Annotated in this window: 23 protein-coding genes; 14 read left to right on the top strand and 9 right to left on the bottom strand. The window is 64.4% G+C overall.

What is annotated here, in order from left to right; genetic code table 11:
• Positions 1-117: 117 nt before the first annotated feature.
• The 5 genes from J2T47_RS13950 to J2T47_RS13970 all read left to right on the top strand — a co-directional run bounded on the left by J2T47_RS13950 (position 118) and on the right by J2T47_RS13970 (position 5,623).
• Positions 118-1,218: a polyamine ABC transporter substrate-binding protein gene (locus J2T47_RS13950; protein WP_253447630.1), complete on the top strand. Its 1,101-nt coding sequence runs from the start codon at positions 118-120 to the stop codon at positions 1,216-1,218.
• A gap of 256 nt (positions 1,219-1,474) precedes the next feature.
• Positions 1,475-2,542, top strand: coding sequence for a polyamine ABC transporter substrate-binding protein (locus J2T47_RS13955; protein WP_138214269.1), 1,068 nt, complete (start codon positions 1,475-1,477; stop codon positions 2,540-2,542).
• Between the two features lie 149 nt (positions 2,543-2,691).
• Entirely contained in the window at positions 2,692-3,846 is a 1,155-nt protein-coding gene (locus J2T47_RS13960; protein WP_015479458.1) for an ABC transporter ATP-binding protein, read from the top strand.
• A 26-nt stretch (positions 3,847-3,872) separates the two neighbouring features.
• Positions 3,873-4,754 (top strand): ABC transporter permease subunit, encoded by an 882-nt coding sequence (locus J2T47_RS13965; protein WP_253448157.1) that lies wholly within the window; start codon positions 3,873-3,875, stop codon positions 4,752-4,754.
• The gene (locus J2T47_RS13970; RefSeq protein ID WP_024762146.1) at positions 4,751-5,623 is read left to right on the top strand and encodes an ABC transporter permease subunit; all 873 of its coding nucleotides are present in this window, start codon (positions 4,751-4,753) and stop codon (positions 5,621-5,623) included. The genes J2T47_RS13965 and J2T47_RS13970 overlap by 4 nt, the downstream gene beginning before the upstream one ends.
• 421 nt (positions 5,624-6,044) lie before the next feature.
• On the opposite strand, the gene J2T47_RS13975 is transcribed toward J2T47_RS13970, so the two are convergent.
• A complete protein-coding gene (locus J2T47_RS13975; RefSeq protein WP_253447633.1) occupies positions 6,045-8,432 on the bottom strand; it encodes a penicillin acylase family protein in 2,388 nt (795 codons plus the stop codon).
• Positions 8,433-8,539: 107 nt separating this feature from the next.
• On the opposite strand from J2T47_RS13975, the gene J2T47_RS13980 reads away from it, so the two are divergent.
• Positions 8,540-9,589: an AraC family transcriptional regulator gene (locus J2T47_RS13980; RefSeq protein WP_253447636.1), complete on the top strand. Its 1,050-nt coding sequence runs from the start codon at positions 8,540-8,542 to the stop codon at positions 9,587-9,589.
• Positions 9,590-9,592: 3 nt separating this feature from the next.
• On the opposite strand, the gene J2T47_RS13985 is transcribed toward J2T47_RS13980, so the two are convergent.
• Both J2T47_RS13985 and J2T47_RS13990 read right to left on the bottom strand, forming a co-directional pair.
• Positions 9,593-10,105, bottom strand: a complete 513-nt coding sequence (locus tag J2T47_RS13985) for a transcriptional regulator (protein WP_253447639.1) — start codon at positions 10,103-10,105, stop codon at positions 9,593-9,595.
• 88 nt (positions 10,106-10,193) lie between these two features.
• On the bottom strand, positions 10,194-10,769 hold the full coding sequence (locus tag J2T47_RS13990; protein WP_253447643.1) for a DUF6436 domain-containing protein: 576 nt from the start codon (positions 10,767-10,769) through the stop codon (positions 10,194-10,196).
• Positions 10,770-10,890: 121 nt separating this feature from the next.
• Between J2T47_RS13990 and J2T47_RS13995 the strand changes: the two genes are divergently transcribed.
• Positions 10,891-11,829 carry an alpha/beta hydrolase gene (locus J2T47_RS13995; protein ID WP_253447646.1) on the top strand — a complete coding sequence of 313 codons (939 nt, stop codon included), beginning with the start codon at positions 10,891-10,893 and terminating at the stop codon, positions 11,827-11,829.
• 153 nt (positions 11,830-11,982) lie between these two features.
• Here the strand turns inward: J2T47_RS13995 and J2T47_RS14000 are convergent, their stop codons facing one another.
• Positions 11,983-12,723: a hypothetical protein gene (locus tag J2T47_RS14000; protein ID WP_253447649.1), complete on the bottom strand. Its 741-nt coding sequence runs from the start codon at positions 12,721-12,723 to the stop codon at positions 11,983-11,985.
• Positions 12,724-12,823: 100 nt separating this feature from the next.
• Here J2T47_RS14000 and J2T47_RS14005 point away from each other — a divergent pair, with 100 nt between their 5' ends.
• Positions 12,824-13,447 carry a 2OG-Fe(II) oxygenase gene (locus J2T47_RS14005; RefSeq protein WP_253447653.1) on the top strand — a complete coding sequence of 208 codons (624 nt, stop codon included), beginning with the start codon at positions 12,824-12,826 and terminating at the stop codon, positions 13,445-13,447.
• 12 nt (positions 13,448-13,459) lie between these two features.
• Here the strand turns inward: J2T47_RS14005 and J2T47_RS14010 are convergent, their stop codons facing one another.
• Positions 13,460-14,008 (bottom strand): DUF6160 family protein, encoded by a 549-nt coding sequence (locus tag J2T47_RS14010; RefSeq protein WP_253447656.1) that lies wholly within the window; start codon positions 14,006-14,008, stop codon positions 13,460-13,462.
• 266 nt (positions 14,009-14,274) lie between these two features.
• Here J2T47_RS14010 and J2T47_RS14015 point away from each other — a divergent pair, with 266 nt between their 5' ends.
• Positions 14,275-14,769 carry a DUF523 domain-containing protein gene (locus J2T47_RS14015; RefSeq protein WP_045215561.1) on the top strand — a complete coding sequence of 165 codons (495 nt, stop codon included), beginning with the start codon at positions 14,275-14,277 and terminating at the stop codon, positions 14,767-14,769.
• A 142-nt stretch (positions 14,770-14,911) separates the two neighbouring features.
• Positions 14,912-15,343 (top strand): DUF4399 domain-containing protein, encoded by a 432-nt coding sequence (locus tag J2T47_RS14020; protein WP_253447659.1) that lies wholly within the window; start codon positions 14,912-14,914, stop codon positions 15,341-15,343.
• Positions 15,344-15,405: 62 nt separating this feature from the next.
• Here the strand turns inward: J2T47_RS14020 and serA are convergent, their stop codons facing one another.
• Positions 15,406-16,635, bottom strand: a complete 1,230-nt coding sequence (serA, locus tag J2T47_RS14025) for a phosphoglycerate dehydrogenase (protein WP_081515253.1) — start codon at positions 16,633-16,635, stop codon at positions 15,406-15,408.
• Positions 16,636-16,825: 190 nt separating this feature from the next.
• On the opposite strand from serA, the gene J2T47_RS14030 reads away from it, so the two are divergent.
• The 4 genes from J2T47_RS14030 (at position 16,826) to J2T47_RS14045 (ending at position 20,539) form a co-directional block, all read left to right on the top strand.
• Positions 16,826-18,220: an FAD-binding oxidoreductase gene (locus J2T47_RS14030; RefSeq protein ID WP_138213750.1), complete on the top strand. Its 1,395-nt coding sequence runs from the start codon at positions 16,826-16,828 to the stop codon at positions 18,218-18,220.
• A 158-nt stretch (positions 18,221-18,378) separates the two neighbouring features.
• On the top strand, positions 18,379-19,044 hold the full coding sequence (locus J2T47_RS14035; RefSeq protein ID WP_253447662.1) for a fumarylacetoacetate hydrolase family protein: 666 nt from the start codon (positions 18,379-18,381) through the stop codon (positions 19,042-19,044).
• Between the two features lie 84 nt (positions 19,045-19,128).
• Positions 19,129-20,043 (top strand): SdiA-regulated domain-containing protein, encoded by a 915-nt coding sequence (locus J2T47_RS14040; protein WP_253447665.1) that lies wholly within the window; start codon positions 19,129-19,131, stop codon positions 20,041-20,043.
• Between the two features lie 118 nt (positions 20,044-20,161).
• On the top strand, positions 20,162-20,539 hold the full coding sequence (locus J2T47_RS14045; RefSeq protein ID WP_253447668.1) for a NirD/YgiW/YdeI family stress tolerance protein: 378 nt from the start codon (positions 20,162-20,164) through the stop codon (positions 20,537-20,539).
• A 241-nt stretch (positions 20,540-20,780) separates the two neighbouring features.
• Here J2T47_RS14045 and J2T47_RS14050 read toward each other — a convergent pair whose 3' ends face one another.
• From J2T47_RS14050 to J2T47_RS14060, 3 genes are all read right to left on the bottom strand, one after another.
• On the bottom strand, positions 20,781-21,812 hold the full coding sequence (locus J2T47_RS14050; RefSeq protein ID WP_017520827.1) for a histone deacetylase family protein: 1,032 nt from the start codon (positions 21,810-21,812) through the stop codon (positions 20,781-20,783).
• A gap of 55 nt (positions 21,813-21,867) precedes the next feature.
• Positions 21,868-23,265: an APC family permease gene (locus tag J2T47_RS14055; RefSeq protein ID WP_253447671.1), complete on the bottom strand. Its 1,398-nt coding sequence runs from the start codon at positions 23,263-23,265 to the stop codon at positions 21,868-21,870.
• A 390-nt stretch (positions 23,266-23,655) separates the two neighbouring features.
• Positions 23,656-24,705 carry an ABC transporter substrate-binding protein gene (locus tag J2T47_RS14060; RefSeq protein ID WP_253447674.1) on the bottom strand — a complete coding sequence of 350 codons (1,050 nt, stop codon included), beginning with the start codon at positions 24,703-24,705 and terminating at the stop codon, positions 23,656-23,658.
• Between the last annotated feature and the right edge of the window lie 6 nt (positions 24,706-24,711).

Here is a 24,711-nt window from a genome sequence, read left to right on the forward strand (position 1 = left end):
GTCTTTCACCAGACCTTTGACAGACTGCGCCTGTGCGTTGGCCAGGCTCACCGGGTGGTGACGGAAGGAGATGTCCACGCCACCCGGAACATCAAAAAAACAAACGGAGCTACCCGCATGTTCAAGACCTTCGGCAAATCCCTGCTCGCTGTAACGCTGGCAGGCGCTGTGGCTGGTATGGCGCAGGCAGATGACAAGGTGCTGCACGTCTACAACTGGTCGGACTACATCGCGCCGGACACGGTCGACAAGTTCACCAAGGAAACCGGAATCAAGGTCGTCTACGACGTCTACGACAGCAACGAAGTGCTGGAAGCCAAGCTGCTGGCCGGCAAGTCGGGCTACGACATCGTGGTGCCGTCCAACTCCTTCCTGGCCAAGCAGATCAAGGCTGGCGTGTACACGCCGCTGGACAAGTCCAAGCTGCCGAACTGGAAGAACCTGAACCCGGACATCATGAAGACCCTGGAGATCAGCGACCCGGGCAACCAGTACGCGATCCCCTACATGTGGGGCACCATCGGCATCGGCTACAACCCGGACAAGGTCAAGGCCGCGCTGGGCGACAACGCCCCGGTGGACTCCTGGGACCTGGTGTTCAAGCCGGAAAACATCCAGAAGCTGAAGGCCTGCGGCGTCAGCTTCCTCGACTCGCCGACCGAAATGCTCCCGGCCGCCCTGCACTACCTGGGCTACAAGCCCGATAGCCAGGACCCGAAAGAGCTGAAGGAAGCCGAAGCACTGTTCCTGAAGATTCGTCCGTACGTCTCCTACTTCCACTCCTCCAAGTACATTTCCGACATCGCCAACGGCAACATCTGCGTGGCTATCGGTTACTCGGGTGACGTGTACCAGGCCAAGTCCCGCGCTGAAGAAGCCAAGAACAAGGTCACTGTGAAGTACAACATTCCGAAGGAAGGTGCCGGCGCGTTCTTCGACACCGTCGCCATTCCGAAGGACGCCGAGAACCAGGAAGCCGCGCTGAAGTGGATCAACTTCCTGCTCGAGCCGGCGGTCATGTCCGAGATCACCAACGTCGTGCAGTTCCCCAACGGCAACGCCGCGGCCACCCCGATGGTGAACGACGCGATCCGCAACGACCCGGGCGTGTATCCGACTCCGGAAACCATGAAGAAGCTGTATGCCTTCCCGGACCTGCCGGCGAAGACCCAGCGTCTGATGACCCGCAGCTGGACCACCATCAAGTCCGGCAAGTAATCGGGTAGTCGCTGCCGCCTGGCGCGGCAGCGGATGTACCGGGACAGCGGCGGGGGAGTGTTCTCCCCCGCCCGCTACCGGCAGCAACAAACAGCTTCCATCGGTGGAATGGCTGCGCAAGCCCCGGCGCTCTCGTGCTGATGATGGGTTCGGCGCTATCCACGGACCGGCCGTCGAAACCCCGGCAGCAACCGACCGAAGTAGTCAAAAACAACGAGAGGACTCACGTGTGCACATTCCCTTCCGCAGAACCCTGATCGCTGCAGTCTCCGTCTTCGGCCTGACTTCGCTGGCCCAGGCGGAACAGACCGTCCATATCTACAACTGGTCGGACTACATCGGCGAAACCACCCTCGCCGACTTCGAGAAGGAAACCGGCATCAAGCCGGTGTACGACGTCTTCGACTCCAACGAAACCCTGGAAGGCAAGCTGCTGGCCGGTCGCACCGGCTATGACGTGGTCGTGCCGTCCAACCACTTCCTCGGTCGCCAGATCAAGGCCGGCGCGTTCCAGAAGCTGGACAAGAGCCAGCTGCCGAACTGGTCGAACCTCGATCCGCACCTGATGAAGCAGCTCGAGGCCAACGACCCGGGCAACCTGTACGGCGTGCCGTACCTGTGGGGCACCAACGGCATCGGCTACAACGTCGAGAAGGTCAAGGCCGTGCTGGGTGTCGACAAGATCGATTCGTGGGCCGTCCTCTTCGAGCCCGAGAACATGAAGAAGCTCAGCCAGTGCGGCGTCGCCTTCCTTGATTCGGGCGACGAAATGATGCCGGCTGTGCTCAAGTACATGGGGCTGGACCCCAACAGCACCAACCCGGATGACTACAAGAAGGTGGAGGACAAGCTGATGAAGGTGCGTCCGTACGTCACCTACTTCCACTCCTCCAAGTACATCTCCGACCTGGCCAACGGCAACATCTGCGTTGCGGCCGGTTTCTCCGGTGACGTATTCCAGGCCGCCAACCGCGCCAAGGAAGCCGGCAAGGGCGTGAACATCGCCTATGCCATTCCCAAGGAAGGCGCCAACCTCTGGTTCGACATCCTCGCCGTGCCGAAGGATGCCTCGAACCCGAAGGCGGCCCACGCGTTCATCAACTACCTGCTCAAACCCGAAGTGATCGCCAAGGTCAGCGATTACGTCGGTTACGCCAACCCGAACCCCAAGGCTGGCGAATTCATGGATGAGTCCGTGCGCAACAATCCTGAGGTGTACCCATCCCAGGAGGTTCTCGACAAACTCTTCGTGCAGCATGAGCTGCCGCCGAAGATCCTGCGCCTCATGACCCGTTCCTGGACCAAGATCAAGTCGGGCAAGTAAGACGGTTTTCCCCAAATCCGTCCGCGCGGGCACGGAGCGTCGGAGCTGCCCTATGAAGGCTCTCCGGCGCACGTAAACTGCGCCAGCCCTGTAATACCAAGCATGCCCGGCCGCGGGGGCCGGGCCTCTATGATTTGGGAGTTGTGGTAATGGCAATAGCCTCCGGTGCCTACAAGAAAGCCTTGAGTGGCGACCAGAAGCCTAAAGAGGTTCTGGTAAAAATCGACCGGGTCAGCAAGCAGTTCGACGAAACGCTGGCTGTGGACAGCGTGTCCCTGGACATCAAGAAAGGCGAGATCTTCGCCCTGCTGGGTGGTTCGGGTTCGGGCAAGTCGACCCTGCTTCGCATGCTGGCTGGTTTCGAGCGTCCCACTGAAGGTCGCATCTTCCTCGATGGCCAGGACATTACCGACCTGCCGCCCTATGAGCGGCCGATCAACATGATGTTCCAGTCCTACGCCCTGTTCCCTCACATGAGCGTGGCGCAGAACATCGCTTTCGGTCTGAAGCAGGACGGCCTGCCCAAGGCCGAGATCGACAAGATCGTCGACGAGATGCTCAAGCTCGTGCAGATGACCCAGTACGCCAAGCGCAAGCCGCACCAGCTCTCCGGTGGCCAGCGTCAGCGCGTGGCCCTGGCCCGCTCCCTGGCCAAGCGTCCGAAGCTGCTGCTGCTCGACGAGCCCATGGGCGCGCTGGACAAGAAACTGCGTTCGCAGATGCAGCTGGAACTGGTGGAGATCATCGAGCGCGTGGGCGTGACCTGCGTGATGGTGACCCACGACCAGGAAGAGGCCATGACCATGGCCCAGCGCATCGCCATCATGCACCTGGGTTGCATCGAACAGATCGGCAGCCCGATGGACATCTACGAGACGCCGGCCAGCCGCCTGATCTGCGAGTTCATCGGCAACGTCAACCTGTTTGACGGCGAGATCGTCGAGGACCTGCAGGACCACGCGGTCATCGCCTGCCCGCAGCTGGAAAACCCGATCTACATCGGCCACGGCATCAGCACCCGTGCCGAGAACAAGCGCATGACCTACGCGCTGCGTCCGGAAAAGGTCATGGTCAGCGCGCAGAAGCCGGAAAACCTCGAACACGAAGGCTTCAACGTCGCCCAGGGCACCGTCCACGACATCGCCTACCTGGGCGGTCACTCGGTGTACTACATCAAGCTGGCCTCCGGCTTCATCGTCCAGGCCTTCATGGCCAACGCCGAGCGCCACGTGGCGCGCCCGACCTGGGACCAGCCGGTTTACATCAGCTGGTACGACGACAGCGGTGTGGTACTGCAATCATGAACATCAGCAAATCGCTCATGAAACGCCTGCCGAACGGCCGGCATGCCGTGATCGGTGTGCCGTTCTTCTGGCTGTTCCTGTTCTTCCTGCTGCCCTTCGCCATCGTGCTGAAGATCAGTCTGGCAGCCGCAGACGTGGCCATTCCGCCGTACACCGAAGTGTTCCAGTACGCCGACCAGACGCTCCAGGTCGTGATGAACCTGGGCAACTACCTGATGCTGACGGATGACCCGCTCTACATCGACGCCTACCTGGGCTCGCTGAAGATGGCGGCGATCAGCACCTTCCTGTGCCTGCTCATCGGATACCCGATGGCCTATGCCATCGCCCGCGCCAGCAAGGAAATGCAGACCGTGCTGCTGCTGCTGATCATGATGCCGACCTGGACGGCGATCCTGATCCGCGTGTACGCCTGGATGGGCATCCTGTCCAACAATGGCCTGCTCAACAGCTTCCTGATGTGGCTGGGCATCATCAACGAGCCGCTGACGATCCTGAACACCAACTTCGCGGTGTATATCGGTATCGTCTACTCGTACCTGCCCTTCATGGTCATGCCGCTCTACGCCAACCTGGTGAAGCACGACATGAGCCTGCTGGAAGCCGCGTCCGACCTCGGCGCGCGCAGCTTCACCAGCTTCTGGAAGATCACCGTCCCGCTGTCCAAGAACGGCATCATCGCCGGCTGCATGCTGGTGTTCATCCCGGCGGTGGGCGAGTTCGTGATCCCGGAACTGCTCGGCGGCCCGGAGACCCTGATGATCGGCAAGGTGCTGTGGCAGGAGTTCTTCAACAACCGTGACTGGCCGGTGGCTTCCGCCCTTGCCGTGGTGATGCTGGCCATCCTCATCATCCCCATCATCCTCTTTAACAAGAACCAGGCTAAAGAGCTGGAGGGCAAGGTATGAACAAGCGTTGGTCGTTCTCCAACATCATGCTGGTGTTGGGCCTGCTCTTCATCTACGTGCCGATGATCATCCTGGTCATCTACTCGTTCAACGGCTCCAAGCTGGTGACCGTGTGGGGCGGCTGGTCGGTGAAGTGGTACGTCGGCCTGCTGGACAACCAACAGCTGGTCGGTTCGGTGTTCCGCTCGCTGGAGATCGCCTGCTACACCGCGATCTCCTCGGTGGCCCTGGGCACCCTGGCGGCCTTCGTGCTGACCCGCATCCCGCGCTTCCGTGGCCGTACGCTGTTCGGCGGCATGGTCACCGCGCCGCTGGTCATGCCCGAGGTGATCACCGGTCTGTCGCTGCTGCTGCTGTTCGTCGCCATGGCCCAGCTGATCGGCTGGCCGCAGGAACGCGGCATCGTGACCATCTGGATCGCCCACACCAGCTTCTGCTCGTCCTACGTGGCAGTGGTGGTGTCGGCACGCCTGCGTGAGCTGGACCTGTCCATCGAGGAAGCGGCCATGGACCTGGGCGCCAAGCCCTGGAAAGTGTTCATGCTGATCACCATCCCGATGATCGCCCCGTCGCTGGCGGCGGGCGGCATGATGTCCTTCGCGCTGTCGCTGGATGACCTGGTACTGGCCAGCTTCGTGTCCGGTCCTGGCTCCACCACCCTGCCGATGGAAGTGTTCTCCGCCGTGCGCCTGGGCGTGAAGCCGGAGATCAACGCCGTAGCCAGCCTGATCCTGCTGACCGTTTCGCTGTTCACCTTCTTCGCCTGGTACTTCACCCGCCAGGCCGAGGAGCGTCGCAAGCGTGCGATCCAGGAAGCCATGGAGTCCAACGCGACCGATTGGCAGAAGGGTTCGACAGCCACCGCCTGACGCCGTCTTGTCGGCCGGTAGTATCCGGCGATTGTCGAACCACGGGCCACCTTCGGGTGGCCCGTGTTTTTTTGCTCACACGTTATTCCGAAGTGCTTGGAAGTACGGGGTTTATCGGAAAAAACCGTGGGTCGCAAAGGCTCGCTCCCGGCCGATTGCCAACTACGCTCTAAGCGTTCGGTAGCGCTTTCCGGTCACCCCCCGAACCAGGACCGGATCGTGTCGCCGGCAAACTTCCAGTGACGCCTTATGGCACTCCGTGCGGGAGACGGCGCCCAATACAACACCCCGATCGTTATCCCTTGGGGAAATAAAGCGCCAGGGAGCTTCGGCATCTCCCGCAACACTCTCTACAAGCACCCATGAAAAACCCCGCCGAGGCGGGGTTTTTCATTTCCGGGTGAATCCTGTCCCGGGCGTTTCAGCGACGCACGGGAATCAGTCGCAGGATGCCCTTGGTGTTGGCCTTCACTTCGTTGTCGTCGTAGTGCTGCGGCAGGTACTGGCCTTCGATGTAGGCCTCGGCCTGGTCGTCGTAGTGCTTGTCGAAGGGCACGCCACTCTGCCCCACCGGGTTGATGCCCAGGCTGTGGGCCGGATCGGCGAAATCGATCAGGCGACGGGTGGACGGGCCGTAGACCACCTGCCAGGGCGCCGGGCCGACGCGGGCGGACAGATTGTTCGGCACCTCGTGGCCGCCAGGAGCGGCGAATGGACCGACGTTGAAGAGGCGGTCCAGCGGCTTCTGCTGGCCCAGCGGGTGGCTGTGGGTGAGGGTATGCGCCTTGCCCCATTGCCACTGCTTCGAGTCCTGGCCGAGGGTGGCACGCAGGTGCGCCAGGCTGTCCTTCCAGGCGGCCTTGACGATATCGGCGCGGGTTTCCTTCTGCGGTGTCTTGCGGTTGTCCCACCACGGCGAGCTCTCGTCGGCGGCCAGGCGTGGCAGGGCCACGTCGAGCACGCGGGTGGACAGCAGGTTGTCGAAGAAGGCGTCGCCCATCTCGTCGCGCATGGCGCCGTCGGCCACCTGGTAGAGCAACTGGTTGAACACCGTGGCGGTGACCGAATCCAGCGGGTGATCGCCCTGCCAGTTGGCCAGGTTCTCCACCAGCGCCTTCTCTTCGTCGGTCGCGGCGGCCTCACGCAGGATCGGCAGCAGCGGCTTGAGGAAGCGCGGGCCATAGCCGGTGGAGGTGTCCAGTTGCAGCGCCTGGCTGTTCTGCAGGTCCCACTTCACCGAATCGTCGGACAGGCGCTTGTTCAGCTGCTGGCCGCGATCGGGAAGGTTGTAGTAGCCCGGCACCGGACGGCCGTTGGCCGGCACCGGCTGGAAGTTGGCGGAGACGATATAGCCGCGCGCCGGGTTCTCTTCCTGCGGGTTCTCGCTGAAGGGATAGAAGCCGCTCTTGTCGGCCTGGCCACTGGTGCCGTCGAGGAGGAAATTCGGGTTGACCCCGTCCGGGCGCACTGGCAGCTGCGCAGAGGCCCACCAGCCAATGTCGCCACGGGCGTTGGCCCAGACCACATTGAGGCCCGGCGACTGGATCTTCGAGGCAGCGGCGCGCGCCTTGGGCAGGGTATCGGCGCGGTTCAGCTCATAGAAGGCGTCGAGGATCGGGTTCTGGGTTTCCAGGAAGGCCCACCACATGGACACAGGCGTCTTGCCGGCGGCGGTGCCCAGCGCGTCGTTGACCAGCGGGCCGTGGGGTGAACTGCGCAGGGTGATCTTCACCGGCGCCTCGCCCTTCACCGCGATGCTCTGCTCCTCGCTCTTCAGGTCGGCCCACTGGCCGTGGTACCAGACCTGGTTGGGGTTGTCCGGGTTGACCTTCTCGGCGATCAGGTCGACGTCGTCGTTCTGGAACATGGTCAGGCTCCAGCCGAACTGCAGGTTGTGGCCGAGCGAGGCGAAGGGGTTGAGCGCCTGGTAGTGGCCGTACAGCTCGAAGCCCGGCGCGCTGGCCTGCATCTCGTACCAGACCGCCGGTACGGCGAAGCGGATGTGCGGATCGCCCGCCAGCAGCGGCTTGCCGCTCCTGGTGCGGCTGCCGGAGACAGCCCAGGCGTTGCTGCCCTCGAACTGCGGCAGGCCGGCCTTCTCCAGCGCGGCGTGGCTCAGCCGGGCGATGGCGCTCAGGTCCTGCCAGTCGGCGGCGGCCAGGGCCTTGGGCGTCATCACGCCTTCAGGGTGCCAGTCGAGGTCGAAGACCTTCAGGTAGTCCGCGCCCAGCTCGTCACGCACGTAGGTCAGCACCGGCTCGGTACGGAAGGCAGCGGCGAAGCTGTAGGCCATGTAGCCGGCGACGCTGACGGTGTCTTCGGGAGTGAAGGCGCGCTTGGGAATGCCGAGGATGTCGAATTCCACCGGGCGCGGGTGGCTGTCCTGAAACTGGTTGATGCCATCGAGGTAGGCGACCAGCGCCTTCCAGGCCGGGGAGTTCTTGTCCTGTTTGGCCACGTATTCGGCGGCGTGGTCGCGGATGCGCAGGCTGCGGAACATGCGGTCGGTGTCCACCAGCTTGGGTCCGAGCACCTCGGCCAGTTCGCCACGGGACAGGCGACGAAGGATTTCCATCTGGAACAGGCGGTCCTGGGCGTGGACGTAGCCGATTGCCCGGTACATGTCCTCTTCGCTGCCGGCCTTGATGTGCGGCACGCCGCGCTCGTCATAGCGAACCGTGACTTCGCTGGCCAGGCCCGCCAGGGGCAGTTGTCCGTCGCGTAGCGGCTGCTTGCCGTGCAGGTACCAGCCGGCACCCGCCGCGGTAGCGGCGACAACGACGGCGAGGACAGTCAAAGTGCGTTTCATGCGGCAACTCCTTGTTGTTATGCGGCGATTCTGCAGTGGATACCGCTCGTCGCTCATTGACCAAATGTCTCGCTGCTGGAATTCTCCGGTCAATCCCAGGAGTGACCATGGCCGCCCCCGAGCTGAACTTCCCCGCCACCCCGGCGCTGACCCAGTCCGCCACCCTGCGCCGCCAGCTGTACGAGGCGCTGTCGGTGCTGGGCTTCGACCCCACCGACATCTACCGTCAGGCCCTGCAGAAGGTGCGCCTGCCGCCGCCGGCGCAGAGCGGTCGTCTGGTCCACGACGATGCGCCATTGTTCTGGACGACCCTTGACGAAATTACCGGCGACGCCGATATCGGCCTGCACCTGGGCGAGGCGATGAAGCCGCGCCTGCTGGACGTGGTCGGCTACCTGCTGATGGCCAGCAGCGACCTGCGCGAGGCGCTGCACAGCTTCCTGCGCTTCCAGCACATCCTCTCCGGCGGTTTCGCCGCGCAGATGCGCGAGGAGGGCGAGCAGGTGCGGCTGATCCTCGACCTCAACTACCTGGGTACCAGCAATCTGCGCCAGCAGATGGAGTGCCTGATGCTGCTGTTCCTCAAGCTGCTGGCGCTGATCACCGACGATGAATTCCGCGTCCAGGCCATCGAGTTCCGCCATCCGCAGCCGCGCCGATTGAGCGAGCACCGGCGGCTGTTCGGCCTGACGCCAAGCTTCGGCAAGGCCAATGACGCCCTGCTGTTCGATCGCGCGCAAATGGCCCGGCCGTCACGCACCGGCAACCCGGTGCTGCACCGGTTGCTCACCGAGCACGCGCGGGAGCAGTTGGGGACACTCGACGAGAACGACCTGCTCAACCGCCTGCGTTACCTGATCGCCATACGCTTGGGGGAGGAGCAATGCACCCTGCAAAGCTGCGCTCGCGAGCTGGGCGTGCGGCCGGGGCTGCTGCAGCGCAACCTGGCGAGCCGGGCGCAGACGTTCAGGGAAGTACGGGAGGAGGTGCGTCGGCAGCGTGCCGCGCAGTTGCTGGAGCAGGGCGAGGCGATCCGCGAGGTGGCGCGGGCCTGTGGTTTTGCCGAGCTGTCGCCATTCTATCGCGCATTCAAGCGCTGGTATTCGGTGCCGCCCGAGCGCTATCGCCAGCGGCTGCAGGGCGGCACCGAAGGCTGAGGCTTACTCGGCCAGCGGGATTTCGCGGCTGACTTCCAGCAGCGCCATGGCGTCGAGCTGGTCTTCGACCTGCAGGAAGCGCAGGGCGCGCTGCGGCGAGACTTCCTTGGCGATGCGCTTGAGGTACTTCTCCTTCAGTTCCTGACGATCGTCCTGCAGCTCCAGCACCTGCTTCTGCAGCTTGGCCGCGTCGTCGTTGCTCACCGAACCGGTGTTATAGCTGTTGGCGTAGTCGATGATGATCGCCAGGGTCTGCTTGCTCAGCTTGTCCGCCTCGGTGCGGTAGCTGTTGTAGATCGGCCAGAACTTCTCAGTTTCCTGCGGGGTGAGCTTCATGTTGGCTTCGACGATGCGCTTGCGCTTGTAGTCGATGTCGGCGATGCGGTTGTTGATGGCCTGCTTGTGTTGTTCCATCACCTGTTTGCTGTTGGGGGCATCTTCGGCGTGGGCGGCCAGCGGCAGGACCAGCCCGGTGGAGACAACGGCGCAGAAGGCGAGGGCGAAAGGAAGACGCATGCGAAAAGCTCCTTGGTGGCGAACGGCCCTTTATGGGCCGGCGTTCCAAGTGTAGTCACGGATTGGCCGTCGGCTTCGTTGATGCGGCTCAGTGCTTCGTGCCTTCCCAGGGGCAATAGCAGCCCACGGCCAGCGTATGGGTCGCGTTGACCTGGCGGCCGCCCACCAGGGCGTCAAGGATCGGCTCGATGAAGCTGTTGCCCGAGGTGCATACGGCGCCTTCGCTGTAGGGGCCGAAGTAGGCCAGCTGGCCCTGGGCATCCCAGATCGCCACGGCAGGGCTGGCGGGCAGTTGCTCGGCGCCGGGCAGCGAATCCAGCGCACGCATGGCGCCCAGCGTGTCGGGCAGGTGGCCGCGGCTGCCGGGCTTCTGCACGGCGAAGAATTCCACGCCCTGCGGGCCGAAGCGCTGGATCAGCTCGGCGAGGTGCTGCTGGTTGCCGACGTTGCACGGGCAGGCCGGGTCCCAGAAATGCACCAGGCGGATCTTGCCGGGACCGGCCAGCTGCGCGGGCAGCATCAGGTGGTCGCCGGAAAACAGCTGCGGCTGATGGCTGAACGGACGGATGAAGCGGTTCTCGTACCACCAGTAGGTGGCGAGCAGCGCGCCCAGACAGAGCGCGGCGATCAGCCAGGTGAGCAGCGATTTTCGGCGTGAGGACATGACGGCGACCAGTGACAGAGTCGGTAAGATAGCCGACAAGCTTGCCACGGGGGCGGGCGCGGCAGAATATCCCGCTGCCGCACGCGCTCTTGTCCACCCGCCTGCCAGAAGCGAAATGCCCATGCCTGAAGCCTTCCAGCCCGATCTGCTGCGCAGCCTGCTGCGACCTCTGACCGCAGAGGCGAACGAGGTCGGCATCGCGCTGTACCAGCACTTCTACGGCCTGGACCTGCACGTCCGCCATCCGGGCCTGCAGAGTCGGCTGGGGACCTTCGAGGCTGGTGGCTACCAGATCGCCGCACAGTACTGGCGACCGGTGCTGGCGCGCGGCACCGTGGTGCTGCTGCACGGTTACTATGACCACATGGGCCTGTACCGCCACGTGATCGACTGGGCGCTGGGCATGGGCTTCGCGGTGCTGGCCTGCGATCTGCCGGGGCACGGCCTGTCGGGCGGGGCTGCCGCCAGCATCGGCGACTTCGCCGAATACCAGGTGGTGTTGGGTGCGCTGTTGGGCCAGGCCCAGGCGCTGGACCTGCCGCAACCCTGGCATCTCTGTGGGCAGAGCACCGGCGGGGCGATCCTGCTGGACTACCTGCTCACCGGCGCTCCACGCCCGGAGCTGGGTCGCACCATCCTGCTGGCGCCGCTGGTGCGACCGCGAGCCTGGGGCTGGTCGAAGTTCAGCTACCAGATGCTGCGGCCCTTCGTGGACTCGATCCCGCGGCGCTTCAGCGAGAACTCCAACGACGCCGAATTCCTTTCCTTCCTGCGCGACCGTGATCCGCTGCAGCCGAAGATCCTGCCCACGGCCTGGGTTGGTGCGCTGGCGCGCTGGATTCCGCGCATCGAGGCGGCTGGCCACGGCGCGCAGAGCCTGCTGGTGGTGCAGGGCGACGCCGACGAGACAGTGGACTGGCGCTACAACCTGAAGGTGCTGGAAGACAAGTTCGAGAAGATCGAATGCCTGCTGCTCACTGGCGCGCGGCATCACCTGGCGAACGAGAGCGAGACGTTGCGCAGGCGTTACTTCGATTTTCTCAGCGAGCGGATGGCGTAGCGGGGATGGCGCGAAAGCGGGAGCCGCTGTAGTCGAGGGTGTGTCCTTCACTCCTTGCGCCATGATCCTCAGGCGCCACCCTCTGTACAGCGGGTGCCATTCTAGGGGGGACGTTCCTCGGAGTGGTCCGCAAGCAGTGTCAGAAAATTCTGGTCACTCGCCCCCGGCAGGCGCCGCCAAACCCGCCTTGAGGGCCGCCAGGGCGGCACGATAGTAATTGCGCCCTGCCGGTGATTCGCTGAAGTCGGCGAACTGGCCCAGCTCGGCATCGCTCAGGCCGCGATAGACGTACAGCAGGGTATTGTCGAGATCGGCGCCGATCTGGCTCATCAGCTTCTGCCGCTGGCCTTCGAGCATGCCCTGGGTGGTGCCGCCGCCGAGCAGGCCGGGGAGCATCTGGCTGAGGCTGTCGGCCGCCACGCTGGCGAGCGCCAGGCTGACTTCGGCGCCTGCCTCGCGGGCCGGCAGAATCTGGCTCAGGCGGTGGACGATCTGCTGGCGCTCATTGCTGGCCTGCTGGCGCGGCAGGCCGTTGGCGTATTTCTGCAGCTGGTCGCTGCGGGTGGCCAGGGTCTCGGCGCCGGCGACCTTGCGGCCCAGTGGGGATTCGAAGAAGTTCACCGCCGCGGTGCTGTCCGGCAGGTTCTGGCGCAGGCCGTTGAGGGCGCGCTGATCGATGTCGGCGGGGGCGAAGCGCTGGTTGCTGTTGTCCACCAGCGTCTGGTACAGCGCCGGCGGCAGGTTGCCCTGGTAGCGCTTCTGCGCGGCGTGCAGGGCGTCATTGAAGTGCGCTCGCTGTTCCGGCCAGCCGGCGGCCTGGTACAGGCGCTGGTAGTTGTCGGCCAGGGCAGGCATGCCCAGTACAAGAAGGGTGAGGGCCAGCAGTACGCGCATTGCAACTCCTTTTGGGCGGCAGGGTTCACTCGCCGGGGGCTATTGTCGGCAAGGCTTGCCCCGCTTGTCGAGACACTGGCGCCGGACGTTACAATGCGCGATGTATTTCGACGCCGATTCTCCCGTCCTGCGTCGCATTGTGGATGACCTCGCCGACAAGGGCTGGTCGCAGCAGGACGCCTTCCTTCCCGACGCCCTGATCGCCCAGCTGGCGACGGAATGCCGTGCCCGCGACGCGGCCGGCAAGCTGGCTGCCGCCGCCATCGGCCGGGGTGACGGGCAGGCCGTGCGCGAAGGGGTTCGCGGCGACCGCATCCAGTGGCTCGAGCCCGGCCAGTCCGAGGCCTGCGACCTCTACCTGGGTGCGCTGGACGCGCTGCGCCAGCAGATCAATCGCTCGCTGTACCTGGGGCTGGAGGACTTCGAAGGGCATTTCGCGCTTTATCCGCCGGGGGCGTTCTACCAGAAGCACCTGGACCGCTTTCGCGATGATGATCGTCGCACCCTCTCCGTGGTGTTCTACCTCAACCGCGACTGGCCGGTAGCGCAGGGCGGCGAATTGCGGATGTACCTGCCCGACGAACGGACGCTGGATCTGCCGCCGCTGGCTGGCCGGCTGGTGGTGTTCCTCTCCGCCGAGTTCCCCCATGAGGTACTGCCGGCCACCCATGAGCGCCTGTCTCTCACCGGCTGGTTCCGCCGCCGTGGCGACGCCCTGCGCTGAACCCCGAAGGGGTCAGTGGCCCCAGATCTTCAGGGTGCCGCTGATGTCCTGGATGTCGCGCACTTCGATACTTCCCAGCTTGCCGCCGCCCACGTAGAGGTCGCCGGCCACGCGCAGGCGGATGGTCTGCGACGGCAGCCCGCTGGCGTTGAGCTGCTGGTTGATGGTGGTCAGGTCGGGCAGGGTGAGTGCCAGTTGCTGCTGGCCGCCGGCGCCCTGCACCACGTCCACCTGCAGAGTCGGCTGCTCGATGCCGAAGATCGGCAGGCTCAGGCCCAGCTGCGCAGGCCCGTAGGGCAGGCTGCCGCCACGCCCGTCGGGGCAGTCGCCGGCACTTACGCAACCGTTGTCGATGAATACGTTGCGCAGCGAGACACTGCCGCCGTCATCCCTCCACGCCACGCTGTCCATGTGTGCCAGCACGTCGGCGCGGATGCTGATGCCGTCCTGGCCGGTGACGGCGCCCAGGTGCTCGTTGTCCAGCGCCTGGAGTTCGGCGAAGGCCAGCGGCAGATAGGACAGTGCGGCGAAGGTGGCGGTGCAGAGCAAGAGACGAGGCATGACGAGGGCTCCATGGCGATTGGCCGATGCGCGAGTCTGGGTGGCGGCCTGCCGGGCAGCCAGTGCCGGACGGCTGTTCCCGTCGAAGGTTGTGCTCGGGGCCGGCACCGCTGGCTGCCGACGACCGGCGCGCCGCTCAAGGACCCGACTTTCGGCGGGTCGGAAACCTGTTGCGACAGACGCGCCGATGGAAGTTGCGTTACCCGGCGTGACCGGCAAACGGCGAGCGGCTAGTCTGTCCCCTTCCAAAAGGGAGTGATTCGCCTATGCAGAAGGTTCTCGTCAGCCGCTGCCTGCTTGGCCATCGCGTCCGCTACGACGGCGGCGCGCACGGGCCGTTCGACCTGCTCTCGCGCTGGCTGGACCAGGGGCGGGTGGTGGCGCTGTGTCCGGAGGTCGCCGGCGGCCTGCCGACGCCCCGCGCCCCGGCGGAGATCCCTGGCGGCCAGGGCATGGCGGTGCTGGAGCGCGCCCGCCCGGTGATGACGGTGGAAGGCGAGGACGTCAGCGACGCCTTCCTGCTCGGTGCCGAGGAAGCCATGGCGCTGGTGCGCCGTCACGACATCCGCCTGGCGGTGCTCAAGGCGCGCAGCCCTTCCTGCGGCAACCGCGAGAACTACGATGGCAGCTTCAGCGGCCAGAAGGTTGCCGGCGAAGGCGTCACCGCTGCTGCCCTCAAACGCATGGGCGTGCTGGTGTTCAGTGAGGAAGAGCTGGACGCCGCCGCTGTCTGTCTGGCCGGGCTGGAAGCCGGAGGCTAGAGCGGCCGCCGACACTCGAAGACGCACTATTTCCCTTGAGCCTGACGCCCTGGCGCCTATGCTTGTCCGTTCCATGCGGAAAAGCGGGGCCGGCCTGAGCGGGACCTTCGCCTTTTCGATTTCCATGTAGAAGGAGAAGAACATGAGAACCATGCTGCCTTGCCTCGGCCTTGTCGCGCTGCTTGCCGGTACTTCCGCCATCGCCGCGGAAATCCCGCGCACCCCGGCCCCGGAAGGCGCCAAGGTGTACTTCATCGAGCCGGCCGACGGGGCCACGGTGGACAAGACCTTCACCGTCAAATTCGGCCTCAAGGGCATGGGGGTCGCGCCAGCGGGCGTGGATGCGCCGGCCACCGGCCACCACCACCTGCTGATCGACCTTAAGGAGCAGCCGGCGATGAACATGCCGCTGCCGATGACCGACCAGATCAAGCACTTCGGCAAGGGCCAGACCGAGACCCAGGTGACCCTGCCGCCGGGCAAGCACACCCTGCAGTTGCTGGTGGGCGACAAGAACCACGTGCCGTTCGACCCGCCGGTGGAGTCGCAAAAGATCACCGTCAACGTGAAGTGATCTTTCCCCAGGCATGAAAAAAGGAGGCCGAAGCCTCCTTTTTTCTTGCCACCGGGCAGCGCTTAGAACAGAACGCGGCTGCGGATGGTGCCGTTCACGTGCTGCAGCTTCTCCAGCGCCAGGTCCGAGTACTCGGCGTCGACGTCGATCACCACGTAGCCGACCTTGTCGTTGGTCTGCAGGTACTGGCCGGAGATGTTGATGCCGTTGTCGGCGAACACCTTGTTGATCTCGCTCATCACACCCGGAATGTTTTCGTGAATGTGCAGCAGGCGGTGCTTGCCCGGGTGCGACGGCAGGGCCACTTCCGGGAAGTTGACGGAAGAAACCGAGGTACCGTTGTCGCTGTACTTGACCAGCTTCTCGGCCACTTCCAGGCCGATGTTGGCCTGGGCTTCGGCGGTGGAGCCGCCGATGTGCGGGGTCAGGATCACGCGATCCAGGCCGCGCAGCGGGCTTTCGAACTCGTCGTCGTTGGACTTGGGCTCGACCGGGAACACGTCGATGGCGGCGCCGATCAGGTGCTCGTCCTTGATCGCGGCGGCCAGGTGGTCCAGTTCGACCACGGTGCCACGGGCGGCGTTGATCAGGATGCCGCCTTTCTTGATGGCGCGGATTTCCTTCTCGCCGATCATCCACTGGGTGGACGGCAGTTCCGGTACGTGCAGCGAGACGATGTCGGACATGCCGAGCAGCTCGTGCAGGTTGCCGACCTGCTGGGCGTTACCCAGCGGCAGCTTGGTCACGGTGTCGTAGAAGAACACCTGCATGCCCAGTGCTTCGGCCAGGACCGAGAGCTGGGTGCCGATCGAGCCGTAGCCGACGATGCCCAGCTTCTTGCCGCGGATCTCGAAGGAGTTGGCCGCGGACTTGATCCAGCCGCCGCGGTGGCAGGAGGCGTTCTTCTCCGGAATGCCGCGCAGCAGCAGGATGGCCTCGGCCAGCACCAGTTCGGCGACCGAACGGGTGTTGGAGTAGGGCGCGTTGAACACGGCGATGCCGCGCTCGCGGGCCGCGTTCAGGTTGACCTGGTTGGTGCCGATGCAGAAGCAGCCGACGGCGATCAGCTTCTTGGCAGCGTCGAAGACTTCTTCGGTCAGCTGGGTGCGGGAGCGGATACCGATGAAGTGGGCATCGGCAATCTTTTCCTTCAGCTCGTCACCGGACAGTGCGGTCTTGAGGTACTCGATGTTGGAGTAGCCGGCCGCCTTGAGGGTGTCGACGGCGTTCTGGTGCACGCCTTCAAGGAGAAGGAATTTGATCTTGCTCTTGTCGAGAGAAGTCTTGCTCATCTGCTTTGAACCTGTAGTCCCGGAGTGTGGCGAGAAATTGAACAGCTCAGGCCGGACCGGCCGGTGCCAAGCTTGGCGCCAGGTGGCGATCTGCGTGGGGTGCGTATGCTAGCATGTTCTCCCTTTTCCTTGCCCGGTTGCGACCTGAGCTGTTCTCAGGACGACCATGAACCATTTGAGAGTTCCTCCAATGACCCGCGACGCCCTGATCGAATCGCTCAAGCCCCTGCTGGATGCTGGGAAGCTGCTGACAGACGCCGATTCCCTCGAGACCTATGGCAAGGATTGGACCAAGCATTTCGCCCCGGCGCCCCTGGCGATCGCCTTCCCCAAGAGCACCGAGCAGGTCCAGGCCATCGTCCGTTGGGCCAATGAGCACAAGGTCGCGCTGGTTCCCTCGGGTGGCCGTACCGGTCTCTCCGCCGCCGCTGTCGCCGCCAATGGCGAAGTGGTCGTGGCCTTCGACTACATGAACAAGGTGCTGGAATTCAACGAATTCGACCGCACCGTGGTCTGCCAGCCGGGGGTGATCACCAAGCAGCTGCAGACCTTCGCCGAAGAGCACGGCCTGTATTACCCGGTGGACTTCGCATCGTCCGGTTCCAGCCAGATTGGCGGCAACATCGGCACCAATGCCGGCGGTATCAAGGTCATTCGCTACGGCATGACCCGCAACTGGGTGGCCGGCATGAAGGTCGTCACCGGCAAGGGCGACCTGCTGGAACTGAACAAGGACCTGATCAAGAACGCCACCGGCTACGACCTGCGCCAGCTGTTCATCGGCGCCGAAGGCACCCTGGGCTTCGTGGTTGAGGCCACCATGCGCCTGGAGCGCCAGCCGAAGAACCTCACCGCGATGGTTCTCGGTACTCCGGACTTCGATTCGATCATGCCGGTGCTGCACGCCTTCCAGAACAAGCTGGACCTGACCGCCTTCGAGTTCTTCTCCGACAAGGCCCTGGCCAAGATCATGGCCCGTGGCGACGTGCCGCCGGCCTTCGAGACCGACTGCCCGTTCTATGCCCTGCTGGAATTCGAGGCGAGCACCGAGGAAGTGGCCAACGAGGCGCTGGCGACTTTCGAGCATTGTGTAGAGCAGGGTTGGGTCCTCGACGGCGTGATGAGCCAGAGCGAACAGCAGCTGCAGAACCTGTGGAAGCTGCGCGAGTACATCTCCGAGACCATCTCCCACTGGACGCCGTACAAGAACGACATCTCCGTCACCGTCGGCAAGGTTCCGGCCTTCCTCAAGGACATCGACGACATCGTCGCGGCCAACTACCCCGACTTCGAAGTCGTCTGGTTCGGCCACATCGGCGACGGCAACCTGCATCTGAATATCCTCAAGCCCGAAAACCTGACCAAGGACGAGTTCTTCGCCAAGTGCGCGACCGTCAACAAGTGGGTGTTCGAGACCGTGCAGAAGTACAACGGCTCGATCTCGGCCGAGCACGGCGTGGGCATGACCAAGCGCGATTACCTGGGTTACTCTCGCTCCGAGGCTGAAATCGGCTACATGAAGGCGGTGAAGGCGGTGTTCGACCCGAACGGGATCATGAACCCCGGCAAGATCTTCGCCGAATAAGCTGCTGTATCCAGAAGGGCCGGTTCTTTGGATAGAGGGGCCGGCCCTTCGCACGTCAGCGTCACAGGAAGTGGCGCGTGCGCCGGCAGGATGCGGGCAACCGCACGGGATCACGAGCCCCGCGCGGATCATCTCTTCCATGCGTTCAGGAGTCGGTCATGAGTTACCAGCATCAGTACGTCGATGGCACCCCGATCCATTTCACCCTGGGCAAGGTGGTCTGCGTCGGCCGCAACTACGCGGAGCACGCCAAGGAGCTGAACAACCCGGTACCGACCGAGCCGCTGCTGTTCATCAAACCCGGTTCCTGCACCGTCTCCCACGCCGGCGGCTTCGCCATTCCGGAAGATCGTGGTTCGGTGCACTACGAGGCGGAAATCGCCGTGCTGATCGGCAAACCGCTGTCGCGCAAGCCGAGTACCGAGGAAGTGCTGGACGCCATTTCCGGCTACGCCCCGGCGCTGGACCTGACCCTGCGTGACGTGCAGGCCAAGCTGAAGGAAAAGGGCCTGCCCTGGGAGCTGGCCAAGTCCTTCGACGGCGCCTTCGTGCTGGCGCCCTTCGTCAGCGCCGACCACTTCCCGGACCCGACCGACATCGGCATCCGCCTGGTGATCGACGGCGAAGTCCGCCAGGACGGCAACAGCCGCGACATGCTCAACCCCATCGTGCCGCTGATCCAGCATATCTGCGGGCATTTCTCGCTGCAGCCGGGCGACGTGGTGTCCACCGGTACTCCGGTCGGCGTCGGCCCGCTCACGAGCGGCAGTGACGTGGTGCTGGAACTTCCCGGCGCCAGCCGCTTCGAAAGCCGCGTGCTTTAACTCCGTTGTCCCGCCGAAGGCCGCCGTTTGTGCGGCCTTCGCTTGTTGCGGGGCACCTTGCCGTGCAGACCAACAAGAGTCGTCATGACCATGTCCATTCTTCGTCCTCGCTGGCTGCTGCTGGCCCTCGTGTTCGTTCTCATCGTGCTCGGCTACCTGACGTCCCGCTTCCATTGGGATGACCGCGCCCGCCTCTGGTTGCGCGAGCAGGACACCAGTGCCCAGGCGCGCTCGGAAAGCGTCTGGCTGCCGGGCTACACGGCGGTGATCCAGGCCAAGCCGCTCAAGGGTGGCGTCGAGGGGCAGGAGACTTCCGATCTGGCCTACAACCCGGTGACCCGCACGCTGTTCACCGTTACCGGCAAGAAGCCGCTGCTGGCCGAGCTGTCGCTCACCGGCGACGTGCTGCGGGTGATCCCGCTGCTGGGCATGTCGAACCCCGAGGGTGTGGCGGTGCTGGAGAACGGCAACATTGCCGTGACCGATGAGCGCCGGAACTCCCTGACCATCTTCCACGTCGACCCGCAGACCCGCGAGCTGAGCACCGCGAAGCTCTCCAGCTTCGACCTCGGGCCGCGCGGCAAGAAGAACAAGGGCATCGAGGGCATCGCCTGGGACCCGCGCCAGCATCGCCTGGTGCTGGGCCAGGAGCGTGACCCGATGGCGCTGTTCAGCCTGGCCAGCGATGGCGGGCCGAGCCTGAGTGGCGCCCTGCAGCCAATGCCCAGCGACCTGCTGATGACCAACGTCTCGGCACTGAGCATCGACCCGCGCACCGGTCATACCCTGGTGCTGTCGGCGGAGTCGCACCTGTTGCTGGAGCTGGACGAAAAGGGCGAGCCGGTCAGCTTCATCAGCCTGCTCGGCGGGCTGAACGGCCTGCACCAGAAGATCCCGCGTGCCGAGGGCGTGGCCATCGACGAGCAGGGCACCATCTACATGGTCAGCGAGCCGGACCTGTTCTACGTGTTCAAGCGCGAGGCGGCCAAGACAGATTGATCCAGGGCGGGGGAGTGCGGGTCGGATGGCTTTAAGGTTGGGTTAAGTCCGGATTCAGGCTGGTTTCAGCCGCCGGCCCTAAGCTGAACCCATCGAAAACGCCGCAGGAGGCTCTTCCATGAAACTTCGTCATCTCCCCCTGATCGCTGCCGCTGGCCTGTTCTCCACCATGACCCTGGCCGCCGGCTACACCGGCCCGGGCAGCGATGCCAAGCCCGCTGCCGCCGCCGCGCAGATCACCACGGTCAAGCAGGCACAGTCCGCCGCCGACGACACCCCGGTGGTGCTCGAAGGTGTGATCACCAAGCGCATTGGCGGCGAGCACTACGAGTTCAAGGACGCCACCGGCAGCATCCCGGTCGAGATCGACCACGACGACTGGCCGGCCGGTGCCTCGGTCTCCGAGAACACCAAGGTGCGCCTGACCGGTGAGGTCGACCACCACAAGCAGAAGGCCACCGATATCGACGTGGATCGCGTCGAAATCCTTCAGTAATCCAGCTGCAATGAAAAAGCCGCGCCGGGAATTCCGGTGCGGCTTTTTGTTCTTTGGTGCTTGAGGGTTCGCTGGAAGGCCTCTGTGGTTCCCTCTCCCCCGCCCTGGCTGCGCGCCCCGCTCCGAAGGGAGAGGGAGTAGTTCGTGCCGGCTGATACTGTGGTTTCTTCCTGCGCTGAACGGTCCCCTCTCCCTTCAGGGAGAGGGTCAGGGAGAGGGTGCCTTCAGGTTGTCCAGCCCATCACCCAATGCTTTCAAAACCCTGCAGCACGTTGATCGCGTTGATGCCGATCTCTTCCACCGCGTAGCCGCCCTCCATCACGAACAGCGTCGGCAGGCCGAGCTTGCCGATGGCTTCGCCCATGCGCAGGTAGTCCGGGCTGTCCAGCTTGAACTGGGAGATCGGGTCTTCCTTGTAGGTGTCCACACCCAGGGAGACGATCAGCACGTCCGGCTTGTACGCCGAGATCTGCCGGATCGCCGCCTGCAGCGCCAGGCTCCACACCGACCAGTCGCTGCCCGAGGCCAGCGGATAGTTGAAGTTGAAGCCTTCGCCCACGCCCTGGCCCTTTTCGTCGGCGTAGCCGAGGAAGTAGGGGTACTCGAAGCGCGGGTCGCCGTGGATCGAGGTGAACAGCACGTCGGCGCGGTCGTAGAAGATGTCCTGGGTGCCGTTGCCGTGGTGGTAGTCGACGTCGAGGATGGCTACGCGGTTGGCGCCCTGGTCGAGGATCGACTGGGCGGCGATGGCCGCGTTGTTGAAGAAGCAGTAACCACCCATGAAGTCCGCCGAGGCGTGGTGACCCGGCGGGCGGCACAGGGAGAATACCGAGCGCGCGCCCTTGGCCAGTTCGGCCTGGCCGGTCATTGCCACGTTCACCGAGCTGAGCACCGCCTGCCAGGTGCCGGCGGTGATCGGCGCGCCGGCGTCCAGGCTGTAGTAGCCCAGGCGGCCGTCGATGCTGTCCGGCTCCTTCTGACGCAGGCGGCGGGTCGGCCAGCAGATCGGCAGCATGTCATGGGTCCGGCCGGTGGCCAGCCAGTCACGCCAGGCGTGCTGCAAAAACCGCACGAAGCCTTCGCTGTGCACCCTCAGGATGGGCTCCAGGCCGAAGTCACGCGGGGCCTGGATGTCGCCCAGTTTCACCGCCTTGGCCCGGTCCAGCACCATGTCGGCGCGGCTGGGCTTTTCGAAGCAGGGGGTGAACTGGCCGCCGATCAGCTCATGCTGACCGTGGTGCAAGCGATGGTCGTCGGTATAGATCGTCAACATCACGCGCTCCTGAGGGCGCCTCCGGGCGCCCGTTGGGTTCTTGTTAGCTCTGCCGTCAGGCGTTTTCCTCGAAATTCACACTCGGTGCCTTGCGACGGAAACCGCCGGTATGCACCGCCAGATAAGCGAAGCCGACCGCGAACCAGCTCAGGCCGACGACCAGCGTCAGCTGCGAGAGGCTGGTCCACAGCCACAGGGTCAGGCACAGGCCGATGAACGGGATAGCCCCGTACACCAGGATGTTCTTCGCACCACGACGGCGCTCGACGCCCAGGTAGGTGCGGATCACCGCCAGGTTGACCACGGAGAAGGCCACCAGCGCGCCGAAGCTGATCATCGAGGCGAGGGTGGTCAGGTCCAGCACCACCGCCAGCAGGGACACGGCGGAGACCACCAGGATCGCCACGACCGGGGTCTGGAAGCGTGCGTGCAGGGTGCCGAACAGGCTGCGCGGCAGGATGCCGTCACGGCCCATGGTGAAGATGATGCGCGACACCGAGGCCTGGGACGCCAGCGCCGAGCCGATGCAGCCGGCGATGTAGGCGGAGGTGAAGAAGTTGCCGAGGAACTGGCCGCCGGCCTTGAGCATCACTTCGTTGGCCGCCGAGTCGGCGTTCTGGAACACGCTGCCGGGGAATACCAGCTGGCTGATGATTGCCAGCAGGGTGAACATCAGGCCGGCGATGACGGTGGTGATGATGATCGCGCGGGGGATGTCGCGGCGGGCGTCGCGGGTTTCCTCGGCCATGGTCGAGACCGCGTCGAAGCCCAGGAACGACAGGCACAGCACCGCAGCGCCGGCCATCAGCGGGGCGAAGCCGGGCTGGGTGCCGTCACCGACGAAGGGCAGGCTGAAGTCGATGGCGGCGCCACCGGCCAGGCTCTTGATCGACATGACCACGAACACCACGATGAACACCAGCTGCGCGCCGACGATGACGTTGCTCATGCCGGCGACCTGGCTGATGCCGACCACGTTGAGCACGGTGACCAGGGCGATGGAGGCGACCACGAACATCCACGCCGGGATTTCCGGGAAGGCGATGTTCATGAACAGGCCGATGAGCAGGTAGTTGATCATCGGCAGGAACAGGTAGTCGAGCAGCAGCGACCAGCCGGACAGGAAGCCGACCACCGGGCCGAAGCTCAGGCTGGTGTAGGAGTACGCGGAGCCGGAAATCGGGTACTTGCGCACCATGAAGCTGTAGGAAGCTGCGGTGAACAGCATCGCCAGCAGGGTGATCAGGTAGGCGGTGGCGGTACGGCCGCCGGTCATTTCAGTGACCACGCCGTAGGTGGTGAACATGGTCAGCGGGACCATGTAGACCAGGCCGAAGAAGACCAGGGCGGGCAGGCCCAGGACGCGTTTCAGGCGGGCGTCGGTGCCCTGTTGGGTGCTTTGTTGAGCGTTCTTTGGTGTAGGCGCAGTGCTGGCGCTGTGTTGGCTGGCCATGGGGGAATCCTCGCGATTTTTAGGGTGTCTTGCGGGCGGGCGGCGTTCGGTGGCCGTCCTGAAGTCGTCGGCTTGCGGCTCAGCCGCAGCGCTGACGACGCGCGAGGAATGAGGGTGTGTGCTGCAGGGTGACGCAAAAGCTGGTCATGGGCGTTCTCGGGGCATTTGTTCTTGTGGATAACGCGCTCGCGTTCCCTCGGGAAATCCTTGCGCCATCTGTGATGGTGCAAGGGCTGGCCGCCTTTCCAGCCGCTCCCTGCGCGAGCCGCCCGACTCTAGCAACCGCAGGGTGCCGGGCAGAACCCTGCAAAGGGTCAAAAAGGGATCGAGATGGCCAAATTGGCTGTCAGGGACACCCGGCGCGCACCGCCGCGCCGGGTGACCTGCGGGTCATTTCTTCAGCTTGGTCCAGACCTTGGAGCGCAGTTGCAGCGCCTTGGGCGAGCACAGCTTGAAGGGCTTCAGGCGATCCAGCTTGTCGGCCGGGGTGTTGATCGCCGGGTCGTCGAACAGCTCCTTGTCCATGAACTTGTCCGAGCCTTCGATCGCGTTGTTGTACTTGGCGAAGTTGGAGGCCAGGGCGATGTTCTCAGGCTGCATCATCCAGTTCAGGAAGGCGTGGGCCTCCTTGATGTTGGTGGCGTCCTTGGGAATGGTCAGGTTGTCGATGAACAGGCGCACGCCTTCCTTGGGATAGACGTAGACCAGGCTGGCGCGCTGGGCGTGGGCGCGGTGGAAGGCGCCGTTCCATTGCTGGTGCATGGAGACTTCGCCGGCGGCCATGCGCTCGATGGTGCCGTCGCTGTTGTACATGGCCAGCATCGGTTTCTGCTTGAGCAGCAGGTCCTGGATCTTCGCCGCCTCTTTCGGGTCCTCGGTGCACTCGTCGATGCCCAGGTAGTAGGACGCCGGGGCGTACAGCTCCTCGATGGAGTTGAGCGCCACCACCTTGCCCTTCAGCTCGGCCGGCGGCTCGAAGAACGGCTTCCAGCTTTCATCCAGCTTGCCGCCGGGGACCTTGGCGCTGTCGTAGCTGTAGCCGGTGGTGCCCCACAGGTAGGGCACGGAATAGTCGTGGCCCGGGTCGTAGGTCAGGGTCTTGAACTTGTCCTTCAGGTTGGCCAGGTTCGGCAGTTGCGACTTGTCGAGCTTCTGCAGCAGGCCTTCCTTGACGAAGATCTCGATGAAGCTGTCCGACGGCACGACCACGTCGTAGGCGCCGCCGCCGGCCTTGAGCTTGGCCAGCAGGGTCTCGTTGCTGTCGTAGGAGTCCAGGGTGGCGTGGATGCCGGTGTCCTTTTCGAACTTCTTCAGCAGTTCCGGCGGGAAGTAGTCGGACCAGTTGGCGAAGTGCAGGGTGCCGTCGGCGTGGGCGCTGCCGGCCAGCAGCAGGCTGGCGGCGACGAGCGCGCGGGCGATGGGGGTACGGCGGAATTTCATCGGTGA

It is taken from the genome of Pseudomonas nitroreducens (assembly GCF_024170165.1).
In the GTDB taxonomy this organism is placed as follows: domain Bacteria; phylum Pseudomonadota; class Gammaproteobacteria; order Pseudomonadales; family Pseudomonadaceae; genus Pseudomonas; species Pseudomonas nitroreducens_C.